16 protein-coding genes are annotated in these 15,737 nt (G+C 68.3%); 9 read left to right on the top strand and 7 right to left on the bottom strand.

The genetic code is table 11. From position 1 onward, the window contains the following. Positions 1 to 70: 70 nt before the first annotated feature. On the top strand, positions 71 to 661 hold the full coding sequence (gene pyrE / locus GVV86_RS05335) for an orotate phosphoribosyltransferase (protein ID WP_159801856.1): 591 nt from the start codon (positions 71 to 73) through the stop codon (positions 659 to 661). 69 nt (positions 662 to 730) lie between these two features. Beyond that, a complete protein-coding gene (locus GVV86_RS05330; protein WP_159801854.1) occupies positions 731 to 1,729 on the top strand; it encodes a thioesterase domain-containing protein in 999 nt (332 codons plus the stop codon). 88 nt (positions 1,730 to 1,817) lie between these two features. On the opposite strand, the gene GVV86_RS05325 is transcribed toward GVV86_RS05330, so the two are convergent. Continuing rightward, positions 1,818 to 2,597 (bottom strand): HAD-IIA family hydrolase, encoded by a 780-nt coding sequence (locus tag GVV86_RS05325; RefSeq protein ID WP_159617221.1) that lies wholly within the window; start codon positions 2,595 to 2,597, stop codon positions 1,818 to 1,820. Between the two features lie 150 nt (positions 2,598 to 2,747). Between GVV86_RS05325 and GVV86_RS05320 the strand changes: the two genes are divergently transcribed. The 4 genes from GVV86_RS05320 (at position 2,748) to GVV86_RS05305 (ending at position 5,319) form a co-directional block, all read left to right on the top strand. Further along, positions 2,748 to 3,350: a TrmH family RNA methyltransferase gene (locus GVV86_RS05320; protein ID WP_246669895.1), complete on the top strand. Its 603-nt coding sequence runs from the start codon at positions 2,748 to 2,750 to the stop codon at positions 3,348 to 3,350. Positions 3,351 to 3,521: 171 nt separating this feature from the next. Further along, a complete protein-coding gene (gene fbaA, locus GVV86_RS05315; RefSeq protein ID WP_133404418.1) occupies positions 3,522 to 4,541 on the top strand; it encodes a class II fructose-bisphosphate aldolase in 1,020 nt (339 codons plus the stop codon). 2 nt (positions 4,542 to 4,543) lie between these two features. Continuing rightward, entirely contained in the window at positions 4,544 to 4,963 is a 420-nt protein-coding gene (locus GVV86_RS05310; RefSeq protein WP_159617219.1) for a DUF3151 domain-containing protein, read from the top strand. Between the two features lie 149 nt (positions 4,964 to 5,112). Further along, positions 5,113 to 5,319 (top strand): helix-turn-helix domain-containing protein, encoded by a 207-nt coding sequence (locus GVV86_RS05305; RefSeq protein ID WP_246018982.1) that lies wholly within the window; start codon positions 5,113 to 5,115, stop codon positions 5,317 to 5,319. A 113-nt stretch (positions 5,320 to 5,432) separates the two neighbouring features. Here GVV86_RS05305 and GVV86_RS05300 read toward each other — a convergent pair whose 3' ends face one another. Continuing rightward, positions 5,433 to 6,032, bottom strand: coding sequence for a hypothetical protein (locus tag GVV86_RS05300; protein ID WP_159801848.1), 600 nt, complete (start codon positions 6,030 to 6,032; stop codon positions 5,433 to 5,435). A 158-nt stretch (positions 6,033 to 6,190) separates the two neighbouring features. On the opposite strand from GVV86_RS05300, the gene GVV86_RS05295 reads away from it, so the two are divergent. Beyond that, positions 6,191 to 7,480 (top strand): adenylosuccinate synthase, encoded by a 1,290-nt coding sequence (locus GVV86_RS05295; protein ID WP_159801846.1) that lies wholly within the window; start codon positions 6,191 to 6,193, stop codon positions 7,478 to 7,480. A gap of 29 nt (positions 7,481 to 7,509) precedes the next feature. On the opposite strand, the gene GVV86_RS05290 is transcribed toward GVV86_RS05295, so the two are convergent. Next, entirely contained in the window at positions 7,510 to 8,004 is a 495-nt protein-coding gene (locus tag GVV86_RS05290) for a DUF427 domain-containing protein (protein ID WP_159801845.1), read from the bottom strand. 80 nt (positions 8,005 to 8,084) lie between these two features. Between GVV86_RS05290 and GVV86_RS05285 the strand changes: the two genes are divergently transcribed. Then, positions 8,085 to 8,891, top strand: coding sequence for a carbon-nitrogen hydrolase family protein (locus GVV86_RS05285; protein WP_159801842.1), 807 nt, complete (start codon positions 8,085 to 8,087; stop codon positions 8,889 to 8,891). Between the two features lie 15 nt (positions 8,892 to 8,906). Here GVV86_RS05285 and GVV86_RS05280 read toward each other — a convergent pair whose 3' ends face one another. Next, on the bottom strand, positions 8,907 to 10,187 hold the full coding sequence (locus GVV86_RS05280) for an FAD-binding protein (protein WP_159801839.1): 1,281 nt from the start codon (positions 10,185 to 10,187) through the stop codon (positions 8,907 to 8,909). Positions 10,188 to 10,727: 540 nt separating this feature from the next. Here GVV86_RS05280 and GVV86_RS05275 point away from each other — a divergent pair. Continuing rightward, on the top strand, positions 10,728 to 11,282 hold the full coding sequence (locus tag GVV86_RS05275; protein WP_159801836.1) for an RNA polymerase sigma factor: 555 nt from the start codon (positions 10,728 to 10,730) through the stop codon (positions 11,280 to 11,282). A gap of 1,421 nt (positions 11,283 to 12,703) precedes the next feature. Here GVV86_RS05275 and GVV86_RS05270 read toward each other — a convergent pair. Genes GVV86_RS05270 through sfnG form a run of 3 tightly spaced genes read right to left on the bottom strand, consistent with a single transcriptional unit; the run spans position 12,704 to position 15,734 of the window. Then, positions 12,704 to 13,198, bottom strand: a complete 495-nt coding sequence (locus tag GVV86_RS05270; RefSeq protein WP_159801834.1) for a CoA-binding protein — start codon at positions 13,196 to 13,198, stop codon at positions 12,704 to 12,706. Beyond that, entirely contained in the window at positions 13,195 to 14,580 is a 1,386-nt protein-coding gene (locus GVV86_RS05265; RefSeq protein WP_246669882.1) for an O-acetylhomoserine aminocarboxypropyltransferase/cysteine synthase family protein, read from the bottom strand. Before GVV86_RS05265 ends, GVV86_RS05270 begins: the two co-directional genes overlap by 4 nt. Continuing rightward, entirely contained in the window at positions 14,580 to 15,734 is a 1,155-nt protein-coding gene (gene sfnG, locus GVV86_RS05260) for a dimethylsulfone monooxygenase SfnG (RefSeq protein ID WP_159801831.1), read from the bottom strand. The genes GVV86_RS05265 and sfnG overlap by 1 nt, the downstream gene beginning before the upstream one ends. Positions 15,735 to 15,737 lie beyond the last annotated feature (3 nt).

Here is a 15,737-nt window from a genome sequence, read left to right as displayed (position 1 = left end):
CTGCCGAGCGGGGCCGTCCGGCCCTCCCGGGCCGGGCGCAGCGGGCCCAGGGACTCGATAGACTCGGTCCATGACCGCCGACATCTCGCCCGCCGACACCTCAGCACCCGCCGCCGACCGCGCCCGGCTCCTCGAACTCATTAAGGAGCTCGCCGTGGTGCATGAGAAGGTGACGCTTTCAAGCGGCGTCGAGGCCGACTACTACATCGACCTGCGCCGGATCACCCTCCACCACGAGGCCTCCCGGCTCGTTGGGCGCGTCATGCTCCGGCTCCTGGATGACGCGGGAATTGAATTCCAGAGCGCGGGCGGGCTCACCATGGGCGCGGACCCGGTAGGCACCGCGCTGATGCACGCCGCGTCGCAGGCCGGGCGCCCGATCGACGCCTTCGTCGTCCGGAAGACCTCAAAGAGCCACGGCATGGGACGCCAGGTCGAGGGGCCCGACGTCGACGGCAGGCCCGTGGTGGTCCTTGAGGACACCTCGACCACCGGGGGGTCGGCGCTGACCGCGGTCGAAGGCGTCCGGAAGGCCGGCGGCGACGTGCGCGCGGTCGCCGTTATTGTCGACCGGAACACCGGTTCGCGGGAGCGGATTGAAGCCGAAGCGGGGGTCCCCTACCTCTACGCCTTCGGGAAGGAAGAACTCGGCCTCGGCTGAGGTGCCGGCAGCCGCCGGCGGAAGTGCGGAGGGACAACATCAGGAGAGACGGGAGGCGATCAATCCGCCATGGATGATGCCCGCCGCCTGCTGGGGGACGCGAGTGAGGTCGGTGCCTTCTCCCGCAGGGCGTTCCTGACCGGCTCCTCACTCGGCCTGGCGCTCGCCGCGGACCTCGTCCTCACCCGCAGGATCCAGCAGGAGCGCGAAACCCTGCGCCTGCTCCCCGTGCCCGACGACGGCGCCCGGGCCGCCTTCCCGCACTCCCGCTGGGTGCTTTTTCCCGGTTACAAGACCAGCTGGGAGGAGGCCCTGTGGATCCTGAATTCGCTGCGGCCCACGCTGTCACGGCGGGCGCAGATGGCTGCCGTGGGGTACTCGAACCGCGGACTGGACGTGAGCAATATCGTCGCGGAGCTGAACCGGTACGTGCGGAACTTCCAGCTTGAAAAGCTCTACTTCTACGGGCACAGCTTCGGCGGGATGGTCGCCGTCGAGGTCGCGGCGCGGCTCGCCGCCCGCGGCATCCCCGTCGAGCTGATCGTGCTCGACTCGAGCCCCCACACGAAGTTCGACGTGCTCGAACAGGAGATGTTCGAGGGCGTGGTGTTCCTGTACGAGGCCGGTTACCAGATCCCCACGGTGGTGCGGGGCGGGTACGAACTCGGTGAGCGCATCGTCCACAAGAACGAACGCACGTGGCGCAAGATCATTGACCAGAGCCTCGAACAGCTCTCGCCGCTGGCGCCCAGCAGTGTCCTGATCCAGTCGCAGGCGTCCTACATCTACCACTTCGACCCGACGCGGTTCCGGGACGCCCTGGGTCCCACGCAGCTGGCTTTCCTTGGGAATCCGCATGACACCGTGGTCAACTACGGCACGGCGCGGGCCGGTTGGGCCGAGATCTTCCCGAGGAACCTCATTCTGAGCGACCTGGTGACCGAAGGGGCCCGTCCGGCCCACGCGAGCCCCCAGTGGAATCCGCTGACCTACCGTCCGCTGCTGCAGCGGATTCAGGAGCAGCTCATTCCGCTTCCCCGCGGCGGCGGCCGCGCCGCAGTGACCTGACCCGCAGTGACCTGAGCCGCGGTGACCCGACCCGCAGTGACCCGACCCGCAGTGACCTGGTGCCGTACGGGTGGGTAGGTACCGGGCGCTAGAAGGTGTCGATCAGGTCCGCGACCGAGTTGATCACCTGATCCGGCCGGAAGGGGTAGGCATCGATGTCTGCACGCTGGGTGATCCCGCTGAGCACGAGGACGGTGTGGAGACCCGCTTCCATGCCGGCGATGATGTCGGTGTCCATCCGGTCGCCGATCATCGCGGTGGTCTCCGAGTGCGCCTCGATCTGGTTCATGGCCGAACGGAACATCATCGGGTTGGGCTTTCCCACAATGTAGGGGTCCCGGTTCGTCGCCGCGGTGATGAGCGCCGCGATCGCGCCGGTGGCGGGAAGCACGCCCTCCTTGGACGGGCCTGTGACGTCTGGGTTCGTCGCGATGAACCGCGCCCCCTCGAGGATCAGCCGGATGGCCATGGTGATGGCCTCGAACGAGTAGGTGCGGGTCTCCCCGAGCACCACGTAGTCGGGGTTGGTGTCGGTGAGCACGAAGCCGGCCTCGTGAAGGGCCGTCGTGAGGCCGGCCTCGCCGATCACGTAGGCGCGGGCGCCCGGCAGCTGGCCCTTGAGGAATTCGGCGGTGGCCATCGCGGAGGTCCACAGGTTTTCCTCGGGGATCTCAAGGCCCGACGCCGCAAGACGTGCCGCGAGGTCGCGCGGGGTGTAGATCGAATTGTTCGTCAGCACGAGGAACCGCTTGGAGGTGGCGACCCAGCGCTCGATCAGCTCCGCGGCTCCGGGGATCGGATGGTTCTCGTGAACCAGTACGCCGTCCATGTCCGTCAGCCAGCACTCAATGTAGTCGTTGTTGCGCATCTGCTTCCTTCGGTGGGCCGGGCGGGAATCCGCATCAGTCTTTCACCTTAGGCTTGAGAGGTGAAAAATCGAGGCGAAAACGACGACGCCGCCGCGCAGGGGCACGGGCAGGACACCCCGCCGGCAGGGACCACGGACGCTGCCGCACCGGTGGGCGTGGGGCCCTGGGAGGGCGAGCTGCCCTCGGGGCCGCAGTGGGATCCGGAGCTGCTCGAAGCGGGGGACACCCGCAACGTGGTGGACGCCTACCGGTACTGGAACCACGAGGCGATCGTCGCCGACCTTGACACCCGCCGGCACGGGTTCCACGTCGCCATCGAGAACTGGCAGCACGACCTCAACATCGGCTCGGTGGTCCGCACCGCCAACGCCTTCCTTGCCGCCGAGGTGCACATCATCGGCCGGCGCCGCTGGAACCGCCGCGGGGCCATGGTGACCGACCGCTACCAGCACGTCCGCCACCACCCGACGGTCGAGGACTTCGTGGCCTGGGCGGACGCCGAGGGCCTGGCGGTGATCGGCATCGACAACTTCCCCGACTCGGTGCCGCTGGAGACCTACGACCTGCCCGAGCGGTGCGTCCTCGTGTTCGGGCAGGAGGGTCCAGGGCTGACCCCGGAGGTCCATGCCGCCGCGGAGGCGACCCTCTCCATCGCCCAGTTCGGCTCAACGCGGTCGATCAACGCCTCGGCGGCCGCGGCCATCGCCATGCACGGGTGGATCCGCCGGCACGTGTTCGACCAGCGGGTCTAGGCGCGGCCGGGGCTGCGCGCAGCCGGGTTTCTGGGCAGGAGGGCTGAGCGCAGGCGGTAGGCCGCCGCACCGATTAGCCCCCCGGGGGCACGGGCGGATGGCTAGGATGGGAACGACCGCACAGGGTGCTTTCCGCCCGGCGTCCACGAACCCAGCTACAAGGAGTCGACCATGCCCATCGCCACACCCGAAATCTACGCCGACATGATCGACCGCGCGAAGGCCGGTGGCTTCGCGTACCCGGCGGTGAACGTCACCTCGTCGCAGACCCTCAACGCCGCCATGCGCGGCTTCGCCGAGGCGGGTTCCGATGGCATCGTTCAGGTTTCGACGGGCGGGGCGGCCTACTGGTCCGGGGCCAGCGTGAAGGACATGGTGGCAGGAGCCCGGGGCTTCGCGGCCTTCGCCCACGAAGTGGCGAAGAAGTACGACGTCAACATCGCCCTCCACACCGACCACTGCCCCAAGGACAAGCTCGACGACTTCGTGCTGCCGCTCCTTGCGGCCTCCGAGGAAGCGGTCAAGGCCGGCGGCAACCCGCTGTTCCAGTCCCACATGTGGGACGGCTCCGCCGAGACCCTTGAGGAGAACCTCCGGATCGCCCGCGAGATCCTGCCCCGGGCGGCTGCCGCCAAGATCATCCTCGAGGTGGAGATCGGCACCGTCGGCGGTGAGGAGGACGGCGTCGAGAACGCCATCAACGACAAGCTCTACACCACCGTCGAAGACGCCCTGGCCACGGTCGACGCACTGGGCTCCGGCGAGCACGGACGCTACATCACCGCCCTGACCTTCGGCAACGTCCACGGCGTCTACAAGCCAGGTGGAGTCAAGCTACGCCCGGAGATCCTCAAGGACATCCAGCAGCAGGTCGGCTCCAAGCTCGGCAAGGACAAGCCGTTCGACCTGGTCTTCCACGGCGGCTCCGGCTCAAGCGAGCAGGAGATCGCCGACGCCGTGTCGTACGGGGTCATCAAGATGAACATCGACACCGACACCCAGTACGCGTTCACCCGCTCGGTGGCGGACCACATGCTGCGCAACTATGACGGCGTCCTGAAGGTCGACGGCGAAGTGGGCAACAAGAAGGTGTACGATCCCCGCGTCTGGGGCGCCTCGGCCGAAGCGGCCCTCGCCGCCCGCGTCGTCGAAGCGGCTCAGTCGCTGGGCTCGGCAGGAAAGAAGCTCTAGAGATGTCCGACGAATTCCGCAAGAACCTGCTCGGGCCCGAGCCGACGTACCTGCCCGAGGAACCCGAGGTCGAGGCCCGGCTCAAGGCGGGCGACGAGGCGGTGGACCTGGCGGCGAAGCACCCGACGTCGTCGCTGGTGTGGGCCATCCTCGCCGACGAGGCCTACGCCGAGGGCCGCACCATCGAGTCCTACGCCTACGCCCGCACCGGCTACCACCGGGGACTGGACGCGCTGCGCCGCAACGGCTGGCGGGGCGCCGGGCCGGTGCCGTACTCCCATGCGCCCAACCGGGGCTTCCTGAGGTCCCTCTACGCCCTGGGCCGGGCCGCCGCCTCGATCGGTGAGATCGAGGAAGCGGAGCGGATTGCGGTGTTCCTGCGGGAGTCCGACCCCGAGGCAAGCGCCCAGCTCGGGTCCTGATTCCGCCGGTGCGCACCCGCTCCACCGAACTACTCGTCTTTGCTGTATCGGGAAACGAGTAGCGCGATCCCTTGTGAGGCCTCCACTGGAACCAACACAGTTAAGGGAGTCGCCAAAGTGGCGGCTGGGTTTGTGGAAGCGGGTGTGCCGTGGCGGACAACAAGACAATTCCAACCCACCTTTTTACCGTATCGGAGGTGGCCTCCATGATGCGGGTCTCCAAGATGACGGTCTACCGGCTGGTGCAGTCGGGGGCGATTCACGGGATCCGTTTCGGGCGCTCCTACCGGGTCCCTGAGGACGCGGTGCAGCAGTACCTGGATGCGATGAATCCGGAGCGGCGCTCTGTGGGATAACCCTTTTGTGGGATAACCCTTCCGAGGAGTGCAGCGGCCCGGATGGTCGACCCGGGGTGATTGAACCCGGGTGATTGAACTAGTGATTGAACCTGAGTGGTCGAACAATTGGTTCAGCCGGTGTGCGATATGGTCGTCACCACGCTGACGAGCTGGGGCGCTGCAGGCGCGGAGCTGAAGCCGAACCGGACCGCAGGCCGCAGCGGTGCGAGTGCCCCTAGGTCCACCCCGTGGAGTTCGGCCGAGGCGGCCGTGATGCTGCGGGCGGAGGTGACTCCGTAGTACTCGCGGCGGCTGTTGCCGGCCGAGCCTGCGGTACGGACCCCCGGCAGGAGAAGCGCCGCCGCCGGGGAGATCAGCGTGAGCCACCGGGGACTCGTGGCGAGGGCTCGGGGGACCAGCCCAAGCAGCCGTCCGAGCGGGGTGGGCGCTCCCAGGTCGGCGCTGAGGTGCAGGCCGCCGGCTTCGACCGTGAGGCGCGAGGCGGACAGCGTCGACCGGACCGGGACCACCCGGACCTCGTCGAAGGAGTAGGTCGACCCGACGTAGGCGGCGATGTCCTCCGAGGGGGCCAGCAGGGTCCGGAGGCCGCCGGCGTCCTCCATCATGACGTCGGTGAAGGCGCCGAAGGGCGCCTCGTCCCACCGGCCCACCACCAGCCGGGTGCCCGAGGCGGTGCCGATGCCGGCGATATGTCCTGTAAATCGGTCCATGAGACCATTGTGCAGCGCCGTTACCGCGCGCTCGGCTAAACTTGGGACGTAAGAGCCCCTGATGCGGCCGGGAACGGGCGCATGACCGGGGGCATTCTCATGACGGCAGCGGCTGCACTCCAACCGCGCACCGCGCCGCCACAATGGGGGAGGATCCCATGCCTGCGATTGTGATTGTCGGAGCCCAGTGGGGCGATGAAGGTAAAGGCAAGGCCACCGACCTGCTCGGCAGCCGTGTCGACTACGTGGTCAAGCCCAACGGAGGCAACAACGCCGGGCACACGGTGGTCGTCGGAGGCGAGAAGTATGAGCTGAAGCTCCTTCCCGCCGGCATTCTCAGCCCGAACGCCATCCCCATCATCGGCAATGGCTGCGTGATCAACCTCGAGGCGCTGTTCGATGAGATCGACGGACTCGAGGCCCGGGGTGCAGACACCTCCAAGCTGAGGATCTCGGCCAACGCGCACCTCGTCGCGCCGTACCACCAGGTGCTCGACAAGGTGACCGAGCGTTTCCTGGGCAAGCGCGCCATCGGCACGACTGGCCGCGGCATCGGCCCGGCCTACATGGACAAGGTCGCCCGGCTTGGCCTGCGCGTCCAGGACGTCTTCGACGAGTCGATCCTGCGCCAGAAGGTCGAAGGCTCCCTGAAGCAGAAGAATGAACTGCTCGTGAAGGTCTACAACCGCCGCAGCGTGGAGGTGGACGAGATCGTCTCGTACTTCCTGTCCTATGCCGAGCGACTGCGGCCCCTGGTCATCGATTCGACCTTCGCCCTCAATGAGGCGCTCGACGAGGGCAAGGTCGTGCTCATGGAGGGCGGTCAGGCCACCTTCCTCGACGTCGACCACGGCACCTACCCGTTCGTCACCTCGTCCAACCCGACGGCGGGCGGCGCCTCGGTCGGCTCGGGCATCGGGCCGACCCGCATCACCCGGGCCGTGGGCATCATCAAGGCCTACACCACGCGCGTCGGTGCCGGACCGTTCCCCACCGAGCTCTTCGACGATATGGGCCTCTACCTGCAGAAGACCGGCGGGGAGTTCGGTGTGAACACCGGGCGTCCGCGCCGCACCGGCTGGTACGACGCCGTGCTCGCGCGCCACGCGTCCCGCGTCAACGGCTTCACCGACTACTTTGTGACGAAACTTGACGTGCTCACGGGCATCGAGCGGATCCCCGTCTGCGTCGCCTACGACGTCGACGGCGTACGCCATGACGAGATGCCCATGACCCAGACCGAGTTCCACCACGCGAAGCCGATCTTCGAGTACTTCGAAGGGTGGACCGAGGACATCACCGGTGCCCGCAGCATCGAGGACCTGCCGGACAACGCGCAGGTCTACGTGCGGGCGCTCGAAAAGATGTCGGGGGCCCGGTTCTCGGCCATCGGCGTCGGTCCGGACCGCGACCAGACCATCGTCGTGAACGACCTCATCACCGGCTGACGCGGCACCCCTGACGCGGGCCCGGGGCGTTACCAGCCCCGGGTTCCCGGCCCGCCCTTGAAGGGCCCGACGATCCGCGCGGTGACCCAGCCCCCGTAGAAGTCGCCGGCCTGCGCGGTGACCTGTTCACCGTCGACGGTGCAGGAATCCATCGCCCCCGGGTACACGGCGACGCGGCCGGCGAGTTCCTCATAGCCGGCTGAGGGGGAGGGGTAGGTCCAGGCCGCCCGTGCCGCGCGCCGCCCGCCGCCGACGACGTCGAAGTAGCCCGCGGTGCCCTTGTACTCGCAGAAGGAGCTCCCCTCCGCCGCCTCCAGCGCCCCGGGCACGAAGTCCGCGGCCGGCAGGTAGTACACGGGCGGATGGCTCGTCTCGAGGACCCGCAGGGCCGAGGAGGTCCGCAGGATCTCCTCGCCGCCGAACCGCACGACGATCTCCTCGGTGCTCGCCTCCGCCCGTGGTGGCCTCGGGTAGTCCCAGACGGATTCCTGACCGGGTCCGGGGACTGCGCGTCGAATACTCATGGCTCAACGCTAGCCTTTAGCAACCCCCCGCGCAGTCTGTAGGCTGGTGCGCAGGGGACAGCGACGCGGAGGCGGGGAATATGAAAGTCAGCGTAGGACAGTTCCGGCCGGGCGGGGACGTGCAGGCGAACCTTTTGGTGATGCGGAAGCTGGCCCGGAAGGCCACGTCCGACGGCGCGGAGCTCATCGTGTTCCCGGAAGAGTCGATGTTCACGATCGGCAAGGTCACCGGCCCGCTGCAGGCCGCCGTCGACGGCAGCTGGAGCACCTTCGTGCAGCAGCTCTCCTTTCTGGCCGCGGAACTCGACATCGCGATCGTGGCCGGCGGCTATGAGTCAAGCGGGGAGGAACGCCCCTACAACACGCTCGTGCTGATCGACCGGACCGGCCGGATCACCGACACCTACCGGAAGCTTCACCTCTACGACGCGTTCAGCTACCAGGAGTCGAAGCGGATCAAACCGGGCGACGGCGGCCTCACCGTCGTGCCGCTCGGGGAGATGTCCGTGGGCCTGATGACCTGCTACGACATCCGCTTCCCGGAGCAGGCCCGGGCGCTCGCCGACGCCGGTGCCGACCTGATCTGCGTGCCCGCGGCCTGGTTCCAGGGCGAGCACAAGATCGAGCACTGGGAGACCCTCCTCAAGGCCCGCGCCATCGAGAACACCGTCTGGATCGCCGCGGCCGGCACCTCGAGCGACCACACCATCGGCCACTCGGCGATCCTCGACCCGATGGGGGTGGCGCATGCCTTCCTCGAACACGAGTCGGAGGCCGTCGTGACGACGGAGGTCACCCGGCACCGGGTCGACGACGTCCGCGAGTTCCTCCCCGTGCTGCGCAACCGCCGCTTCGGTCCCAACGAGGCCATCGTCGACGCGCAGTAGGGCCGCGGCCTCCGCTCAGGACACCGGGGACGCGGCCGGGGCGAACACCGTCCGCTCAAGGAAGCCGTTGCGGAACTTGCCCTGCGGATCCCAGTCGTCGGCCAGCGCCCGAAAGTCCGCGAGGCGCGGGTACAGGCGCTCGAGCGGGCCGGCCTGCCCGGTGAACAGCTTGCCCCAGTGCGGTCGGGCCGCAAAGGGGGCAAGGCTGGACTCGAGCTCGGGAAGGAAGGCCTCGACGTCGCGCTGCAGGGGCTTCCACGTGAAGTGCAGGCCGATCCCCGAACGGCCGTAGTTGCTGCTCAGCCACAGGTGGTCGGCCGCCATTGTGCGGATCTCCGAGATCTGGAGCAGCGGTGCGAGCTTCGGCGCGAGGGAGCGGACGGCGTCGATCGCCGCGAGGGCGTGCTCGGAGCCGACCAGGTATTCGGACTGCAGTTCCGCTCCACTGCTGGGGGTGAAGGCGAGCCGGAAATGGGCGAGGCGGTCCGACCAGGGCCCGGGCACGCCCAGCTGCTGCGTGCAGTTCACCGGGGACATGCCGGGGACCGGGTGCAGCGGCTCCTCGGCCCTCGTTCCGCCGGAGAACGCCTCCGCGGCCGGGGCGCCGTCGCCCGCCGAGGTCCGGAACTTCAGCCAGGCCTGGCTGACGGTGTCGCCGCCCCAGTCAGTGAAGAGGCTGACGCTGTAGGCGGCGCCGGTGATCTCCTCAAAATTTCCAAGCACCCGGGCCCACGGAAGGTCGGAGTAGACGTCCTGGCGCACTGCAAAGGACCGCTCGATGTCGAGCGTGAGCCGGGTCATGATCCCGAGCGCCCCAAGGTTCACCACCATGCCCTCAAAATCCACGTCCTCGCCCCGCCGCACGGTACGCAGGTCCCCGGAGGCCGTGACGAACTCGATGGCTGCTACGGCAGTGGCGAGGTTCCCGTTGCGGTTCCCCGAACCGTGGGTGGCCGTGGCGACCGCTCCGGCCACGGAGATGTGCGGCAGGGAGGCGAGGTTGGCGAGGGCAAAACCCTGCCGCTGGAGCTCGGCGGCGAGTTCACCGTAGCGGACCGCTCCGCCGACGCTCACGGTTCGTCCCGCGCCGTCGACCCTGATGTCCGAAGGCAGCTTCTCAAGGGATACCAGCGTGCCGGTGGTGTCGGCGATGTCGTTGAAGGAATGGCGGCTGCCGAGCGCACGCACCGAGGACGCCGCGGCGACAATTTCCTGAAGGGCGTGCACCTCGGTGGGGCGTTCAAGGCGTTCCTGCCGGTACACCAGATTGCCGGCCCAGTTGTATTCCGACGTCATCGGTCACCAGTCTTTCTTCATCGCCACTTTGGTCTCGAACAACTCTGCCATCGACGCCACTCGAAGCGGCATTTCACCGTCCGACGGGCTGGCGGACCGGGCAAACGGTATGCAGGTTCACGATGCACCCCGGAAGCGGGCCCGAAAAGTAGTTCTCCGACCGCGTAACCTTTCCGGCCCCGCCGACGATTACCTGTGTGTAAGTGCCGCACCGAGGCTTATCCCCCATTGGGTCTCGGTGCGGCCTTTCTTGTGTGGGGCCGCCGTCGCCGCGCCCGTTGGGCCGGCCGGTACAGCCCGCCCGTTCGGCCAGCCGGTACAGCCCGCCCGCCCGACCGGCCGGTACAGCCGGCCGGTACAGCCAGCCGGTACAGACCTGCCGGTACAGACCTGCCGGTACCGCCGGCCCGTGCAGACCCGCCAGTGCGGAACGTCCTTCTGCGCAGCGCGACGCGCCCGCCGATGTGCGGCAGGCCTTCCACCCCCTGCGGTACCCAGCGGATAAGCTGACTTCTCCACCCACCTTTCGCGAGGAAATCCATGGTCCGCATGCTGCCCGACGAAGCGCTCGCACGCGCTCAGAAGGGGGACCCGGCGGCCTTTGAGTGGATCTACTCGCAGCTCAGCCCGCTGGTGCTCGGCTACTTCTCGGGCCGGGGTGCCGAGGATCCGGAAGGCCTCACCCAGGAGGTCTTCCTCACTGTCTTCACCAAGCTCACGTCGCTTCAGGGCGGGCCGGGTGCGCTGCGGACGTTCGTCTTCTCAGTCGCCCATGCACGGTGGGTCGATGAGGTCCGCAGAAGGGCGCGCGGCCCCGTGCTCACCGGGTACGAGCCCGACGCCGATTCCCGCACCAGCGCGTCGGCGGAATCCGTGGCACTCGACCGGTTCGGTGAAGGCAATATCGAGGAACTCCTGACGGCGCTCAAGGACGAGCACCGGGAGGTCCTGCTGCTGCGCGTCGTTGCCGGGCTTTCACTTGAGCAGGTCGGGGACGTGATGGGCAGGTCGACAGGTTCGATCAAGCAGCTACAGCGGCGGGGGCTGCTCCGTCTAAAGGAACTTGTGGAACTCAACCAGAAAGAGGCGTCATGACGGCGGGCAAGCCACCGGCCGATGACGAGGGCCTTTCCCAGCTGTTCGATGAGGCGGCGCTTCCCGTGGCTCCGGAGCTCCTTGGGGTGCTGGGCTGCGTGAAGAGCCTGGGGGAGCGGCCGGTTCCCGCTCCGGGAGCGGACCTCCTGGCCTTTTTTACTCCAGCGGATGCGCCGGACCGTGGGCGCCGGAAGCGGTTGCGGGGTCCAATCATCGGCGGCACCCTTGCGGTCTCGATGGGCCTGGGCATTTCCGGCGTGGCCGCCGGGCCGGGCACCTTCGCCGACGACCTCGGCAGCGCGGTCCATTCCGTCATGGGCCGGCCGGGCGGGACGGCGGCGGGACCCGCACTCATTGACCCCGCGCAGCGGCCATCTGCATCGGATCTGCCGGACCTCGCCAGACCTCAGGGCGGGCCGGCGGCCCAGAATACTGCTAATCGAAACGGACTTGCCGGTGCCGCCGGGCCCACGGGAACGGAGGCCGAGGGAGTCACTGGGCAGACCGGGCCGGAAGCGTCAGGCGCCGCCGGGAGTACCGGACCATGGCACAAACCGACACGTCCCTCCTCCGGTGGATCCGGTGCGACGGGTGGAGACCGGGAAGGCGACACCCCTGAGGCGGCGCCCGACAGGTCGTTTCCAGCGCCGGAGGCGGGGCACCGGGGGGCTGCCAAGCCGGGACCGAAGCCGGGACAATCCGGGCCTGCGAAATCCCAGCCTGCGGAATCCCAGCCTGCGGAATCCCGGCCTGCGAAATCCCAGCCTGCGGAATCCCAGCCTGCGGAATCCCGGCCTGCGGAATCCCAGCCGGAGGAATCCACGCCGGCACAAATGAAACCCACCGGGCCGAAGCCTGCGGGGTCAAACCCGTCGAAGCCCAAGCCGACGAAGGCGAAGCCGGCCAAGCCGCAGCCTGCTGCGCCCGGAGACAGACGAGGCGCCGGCGGAGAAGCCAGACCGGAGCTCGAGGCGCCCGGAGAGGCGCCGGAATGGGCGCGGAAGCGTCCGGCGCTGCCCGCGTCGAAGGAGCCCGGGGCCGAAGTGGACCAGGGCGCCGATCGACGGCCGGAGCTGTGGACGCCGGCAGGGCCGGAAACCGGGGGCTGGCTCGACCTCGATCCCTCGGCCCCGGACCCGGCTACGCCGGAGCTGTCAGAACCAGAACCATCAGAACCAGAGCCATCAGGCCTGGAAGTCCCAGGTTCGGATGCTTCGCACCTCGAGCCACCAGCCCCCGAGAATCCAGAAGCGCTGGAGACTTCAGACCCGGAGAAACCGTCGATCGGCGGGATTTCGGGCCCCGCCGCTCTCGGAGGACCCTTGCCCCGGGTCGGGGACGCACCGGAGCCGGAACCCGCGCCGGAACCAGCACTGCAGTTCCCGGTGCCGTCACCGCCGTCGCGGGAATCCGCGCCGCGGTCAGGAGAGGAGCTGCCGCTTCGAGGAGAGGACGCCGGTGTTGAACCCGGCGAGGTTCAGTCCGCCGTGGAAGCGGGCGTGCTCGATCTTCAGGCAGCGGTCCATCACCACCGTTAGCCCTGCGCCCTCGGCCCGCCGGGCCACGTCCTCGTGCCAGGACCCCAGCTGCAGCCACAGCGTTCGAGCGCCGACGTCGAGGGTTTCCTCGAGCACCGAGGGGAGGTCGTCGTGCCTGCGGAAGACGTCGACCACGTCGGGAACCTCTGGAAGGTCGGCAAGCGAGGCATACGCCGGCCGACCGAGGATCTGCGTGGCCACTGGATTGACGAAGTACAGCCGGTAGGGCGACGAGGACTGAAGGTAGGTCGCGACAAAGTTCGAGGCGCGCGAGGGCTTGTCCGAGGCCCCGACGATTGCCACCGACTTGGCGCCGCGCAGCAGGGCGAGCCGCTCCGGTGCGGAGGGACCTTCCCACGTCCGCTCTGCCGCGCTCATGCCCCGACCCCCACCGCGCACGTCGGGGCCTGCCCGTCGGCGGAGTTCCCGGTGCCGCCCTCCGCCGGTACCTGCGGCAGGGACGCGGAGCCATCGCGCTCGACGGCTTCGGTCAGCGCCTGGTCGAGGTCCCACAGGATGTCCTCGAGGTCCTCAAGGCCCACCGAGATGCGGACCAGATCCTGGGGGATGCCCGCCGCGCTCAGCTGCTCGGGCGAGAGCTGCTGATGGGTCGTGGACCCGGGGTGGATCACGAGCGTGCGCGAGTCCCCAACGTTCGCCAGGTGGGATGCGAGCTGCAACGCCTCGATGAACCGCTGACCGGCTTCGCGGCCGCCGCGGATGCCGAAGCTGAACACCGAGCCCGGGCCCTGGGGCAGGTACCTTCCCGCCCGCCCGTGATGCGGATGGCTGGGTAGCCCGGCGTAGTTGACGTAGGCGACCCGAGGGTCGGCCTGCAGCCATTCGGCGACGGCCTTGGCGTTCTTCAGGTGCTCGTCGAGCCGCTGGGCAAGGGTCTCGACGCCCTGCAGCAGCTGGAAAGCCGACTGCGGCGACAGCGACGGCCCGATGTCGCGCAGCTGCTCGGTGCGCAGCTTCGTCAGGAAGCCGTATTCACCAAAGTTCGCCCACCACTGGATGTTCCCGTAGGAGGGAACGGGCTCGGTCATCCCCGGGAACTTGCCGTTGCCCCAGTTGAACTTCCCGCTCTCGACGACGACGCCGCCAAGGGTCGTCCCGTGGCCGCCGATGAACTTGGTGGCCGAGTGGATCACGATGTCCGCCCCGTGCTCGATCGGCCGGATGAGGTAGGGGGTGCTGAGGGTGGAATCGATGATCAGCGGCACCCCTGCGTCGTGGGCCACCGCCGCGAGGCCCTCAAGGTCGGCAATCTCGCCGGAGGGGTTGGCGATGACCTCCGCATAGACGGCCTTCGTGTTCGGCCGGATGGCGGCAGCATAGTCGGCCGGATCCGTCCCGGGAACGAAGGTCGTGTCGATGCCGAAGCGCCGCAGCGTGACGTCGAGCTGCGTCACGGTTCCGCCGTACAGCTGGGAGGCGGCGACGATGTGATCGCCGGCCTGGCACAGTGCAGCGAAGGTGATGAACTCGGCACTCATGCCCGACGCCGTCGCCACCGCGCCGATCCCGCCCTCCAGGGAGGCGATGCGCTCCTCGAACGCCGCAACCGTGGGGTTGCCGATCCGGGAGTAGATATTGCCGTACTTCTGGAGCGCGAAGAGGCTGGCGGCGTCGTTGGTGTCCTTGAAGACAAACGACGTCGTCTGGTAGATGGGGACTGCACGGGCCCCGTGCGCCGCATCGGGGGTACCGCCGGCGTGGAGCGCCCGCGTCCGGAATCCAAAGGTTCGCTCGGCCATCAGAGCCCTGCTTTCACGGTTGAGGGGGTGGGGAGGTGGAAGTCGACGCCGGCCCGGTCCGCGAGGTCCGCCTCGAGCGCGCGGACGATTGGAAGGACATCCCGGCCGAACGCCTCGACCTCCTCCTGGAAGTGCAGGTAGCAGGTGAGCATCAGGTTCACACCCAGCTTCTTGTACTCGATGATCCGCTCGGCGATCTGCTCGGGAGTGCCGATCAGCTGGGTGCGGAAGCCGTCGTTGTATTGGATCAGATCCTCGAAGCTGGAGTCCGCCCACATGCCCTTGCCGTCACGGGTCGAGGGGCCGGCCTCCTGGACCGCGTCCCGGAACCCTTCGACGGCCGGCCGGTGCGCCTTGGCGACGATTTCGCGGAGGGTCTCGCGGGCCTCCTTCTCGGAGTCCCGGGCGATCACGAACCCGTTGAGGCCGAAGCGCGGGTGCCGCCCGGCCGCGGCGGCCGAGGTCCGCACGCCGGCGATGTTCTCCCGGAAGCCCTCGAGGTCCTTCCCGTTGGAGAAGTACCAGTCGGCCACCCGGCCGGCGGTGGCCTGTGCCGCCGTCGAGTTTCCGCCGAAGAAAATCTCGGGGTGTACCCGTCCGGGCACCCCGACGGGCGCCGGGCTCAGCGTGAAGTCGGTGATGTTGTAGTACTTTCCGGCCTGGCTGTAGTGCTCCTGGGTCCACAGGCCGCGCAGCACGCGGATGAACTCCTCGGTGCGCACGTATCGTTCGTCGTGCTCCAGCCAGGGGAGTCCGAAGCCGGTGAATTCGCTCTTCAGCCAGCCCGAGACGATATTGACCGCCGCCCTGCCGTTGGAGATGACGTCTGCGGTGATAATGAACTTCGCGAGCACACCCGGATGCCACATGCCCGGGTGGACGGCCGCAATGACCTTGAGTTTTTCCGTCGCCGCGAGCAGGGCCAGTGAGAAGGCCGTAGCTTCGTGCTGCTTGTCGGCGCCGTAGGAAGCGGAATACCGGGTCTGGGACAGCGCGTACTCGAACCCGGCGTCCTCGGCGATCCGCGCAAGTTTCCGGTTGTACTCGAAGTCCCAGCCGGTGCGCTGTTCGATCGTTGAGACGACGAGCCCGCCGCTCACGTTCGGCACCCAGTAGGCGAACTTCAGGGGTTGCGAAAAATCGGCAGTGCTCATTAT

The sequence above is a fragment of the Arthrobacter zhaoguopingii genome (genome assembly GCF_009828595.1).
In the GTDB taxonomy this organism is placed as follows: Bacteria; Actinomycetota; Actinomycetes; order Actinomycetales; family Micrococcaceae; genus Arthrobacter_D; species Arthrobacter_D zhaoguopingii.
Note: the sequence above shows the minus strand (reverse complement) of the source record. Positions and strands in the feature narration are given on the sequence as shown.

Coding starts and splice junctions, on each gene's coding strand:
- GVV86_RS05295 (WP_159801846.1), top strand. CDS start 6,191: ATGCCTGCGATTGTGATTGTCGGAGCCCAGTGGGGCGATGAAGGTAAA.
- GVV86_RS05310 (WP_159617219.1), top strand. CDS start 4,544: ATGTCCGACGAATTCCGCAAGAACCTGCTCGGGCCCGAGCCGACGTAC.
- GVV86_RS05265 (WP_246669882.1), bottom strand. CDS start 14,580: ATGGCCGAGCGAACCTTTGGATTCCGGACGCGGGCGCTCCACGCCGGC.
- GVV86_RS05300 (WP_159801848.1), bottom strand. CDS start 6,032: ATGGACCGATTTACAGGACATATCGCCGGCATCGGCACCGCCTCGGGC.
- GVV86_RS05275 (WP_159801836.1), top strand. CDS start 10,728: ATGGTCCGCATGCTGCCCGACGAAGCGCTCGCACGCGCTCAGAAGGGG.
- GVV86_RS05285 (WP_159801842.1), top strand. CDS start 8,085: ATGAAAGTCAGCGTAGGACAGTTCCGGCCGGGCGGGGACGTGCAGGCG.
- GVV86_RS05330 (WP_159801854.1), top strand. CDS start 731: ATGGATGATGCCCGCCGCCTGCTGGGGGACGCGAGTGAGGTCGGTGCC.
- sfnG (WP_159801831.1), bottom strand. CDS start 15,734: ATGAGCACTGCCGATTTTTCGCAACCCCTGAAGTTCGCCTACTGGGTG.
- fbaA (WP_133404418.1), top strand. CDS start 3,522: ATGCCCATCGCCACACCCGAAATCTACGCCGACATGATCGACCGCGCG.
- GVV86_RS05280 (WP_159801839.1), bottom strand. CDS start 10,187: ATGACGTCGGAATACAACTGGGCCGGCAATCTGGTGTACCGGCAGGAA.
- GVV86_RS05270 (WP_159801834.1), bottom strand. CDS start 13,198: ATGAGCGCGGCAGAGCGGACGTGGGAAGGTCCCTCCGCACCGGAGCGG.
- GVV86_RS05325 (WP_159617221.1), bottom strand. CDS start 2,597: ATGCGCAACAACGACTACATTGAGTGCTGGCTGACGGACATGGACGGC.
- GVV86_RS05290 (WP_159801845.1), bottom strand. CDS start 8,004: ATGAGTATTCGACGCGCAGTCCCCGGACCCGGTCAGGAATCCGTCTGG.
- pyrE (WP_159801856.1), top strand. CDS start 71: ATGACCGCCGACATCTCGCCCGCCGACACCTCAGCACCCGCCGCCGAC.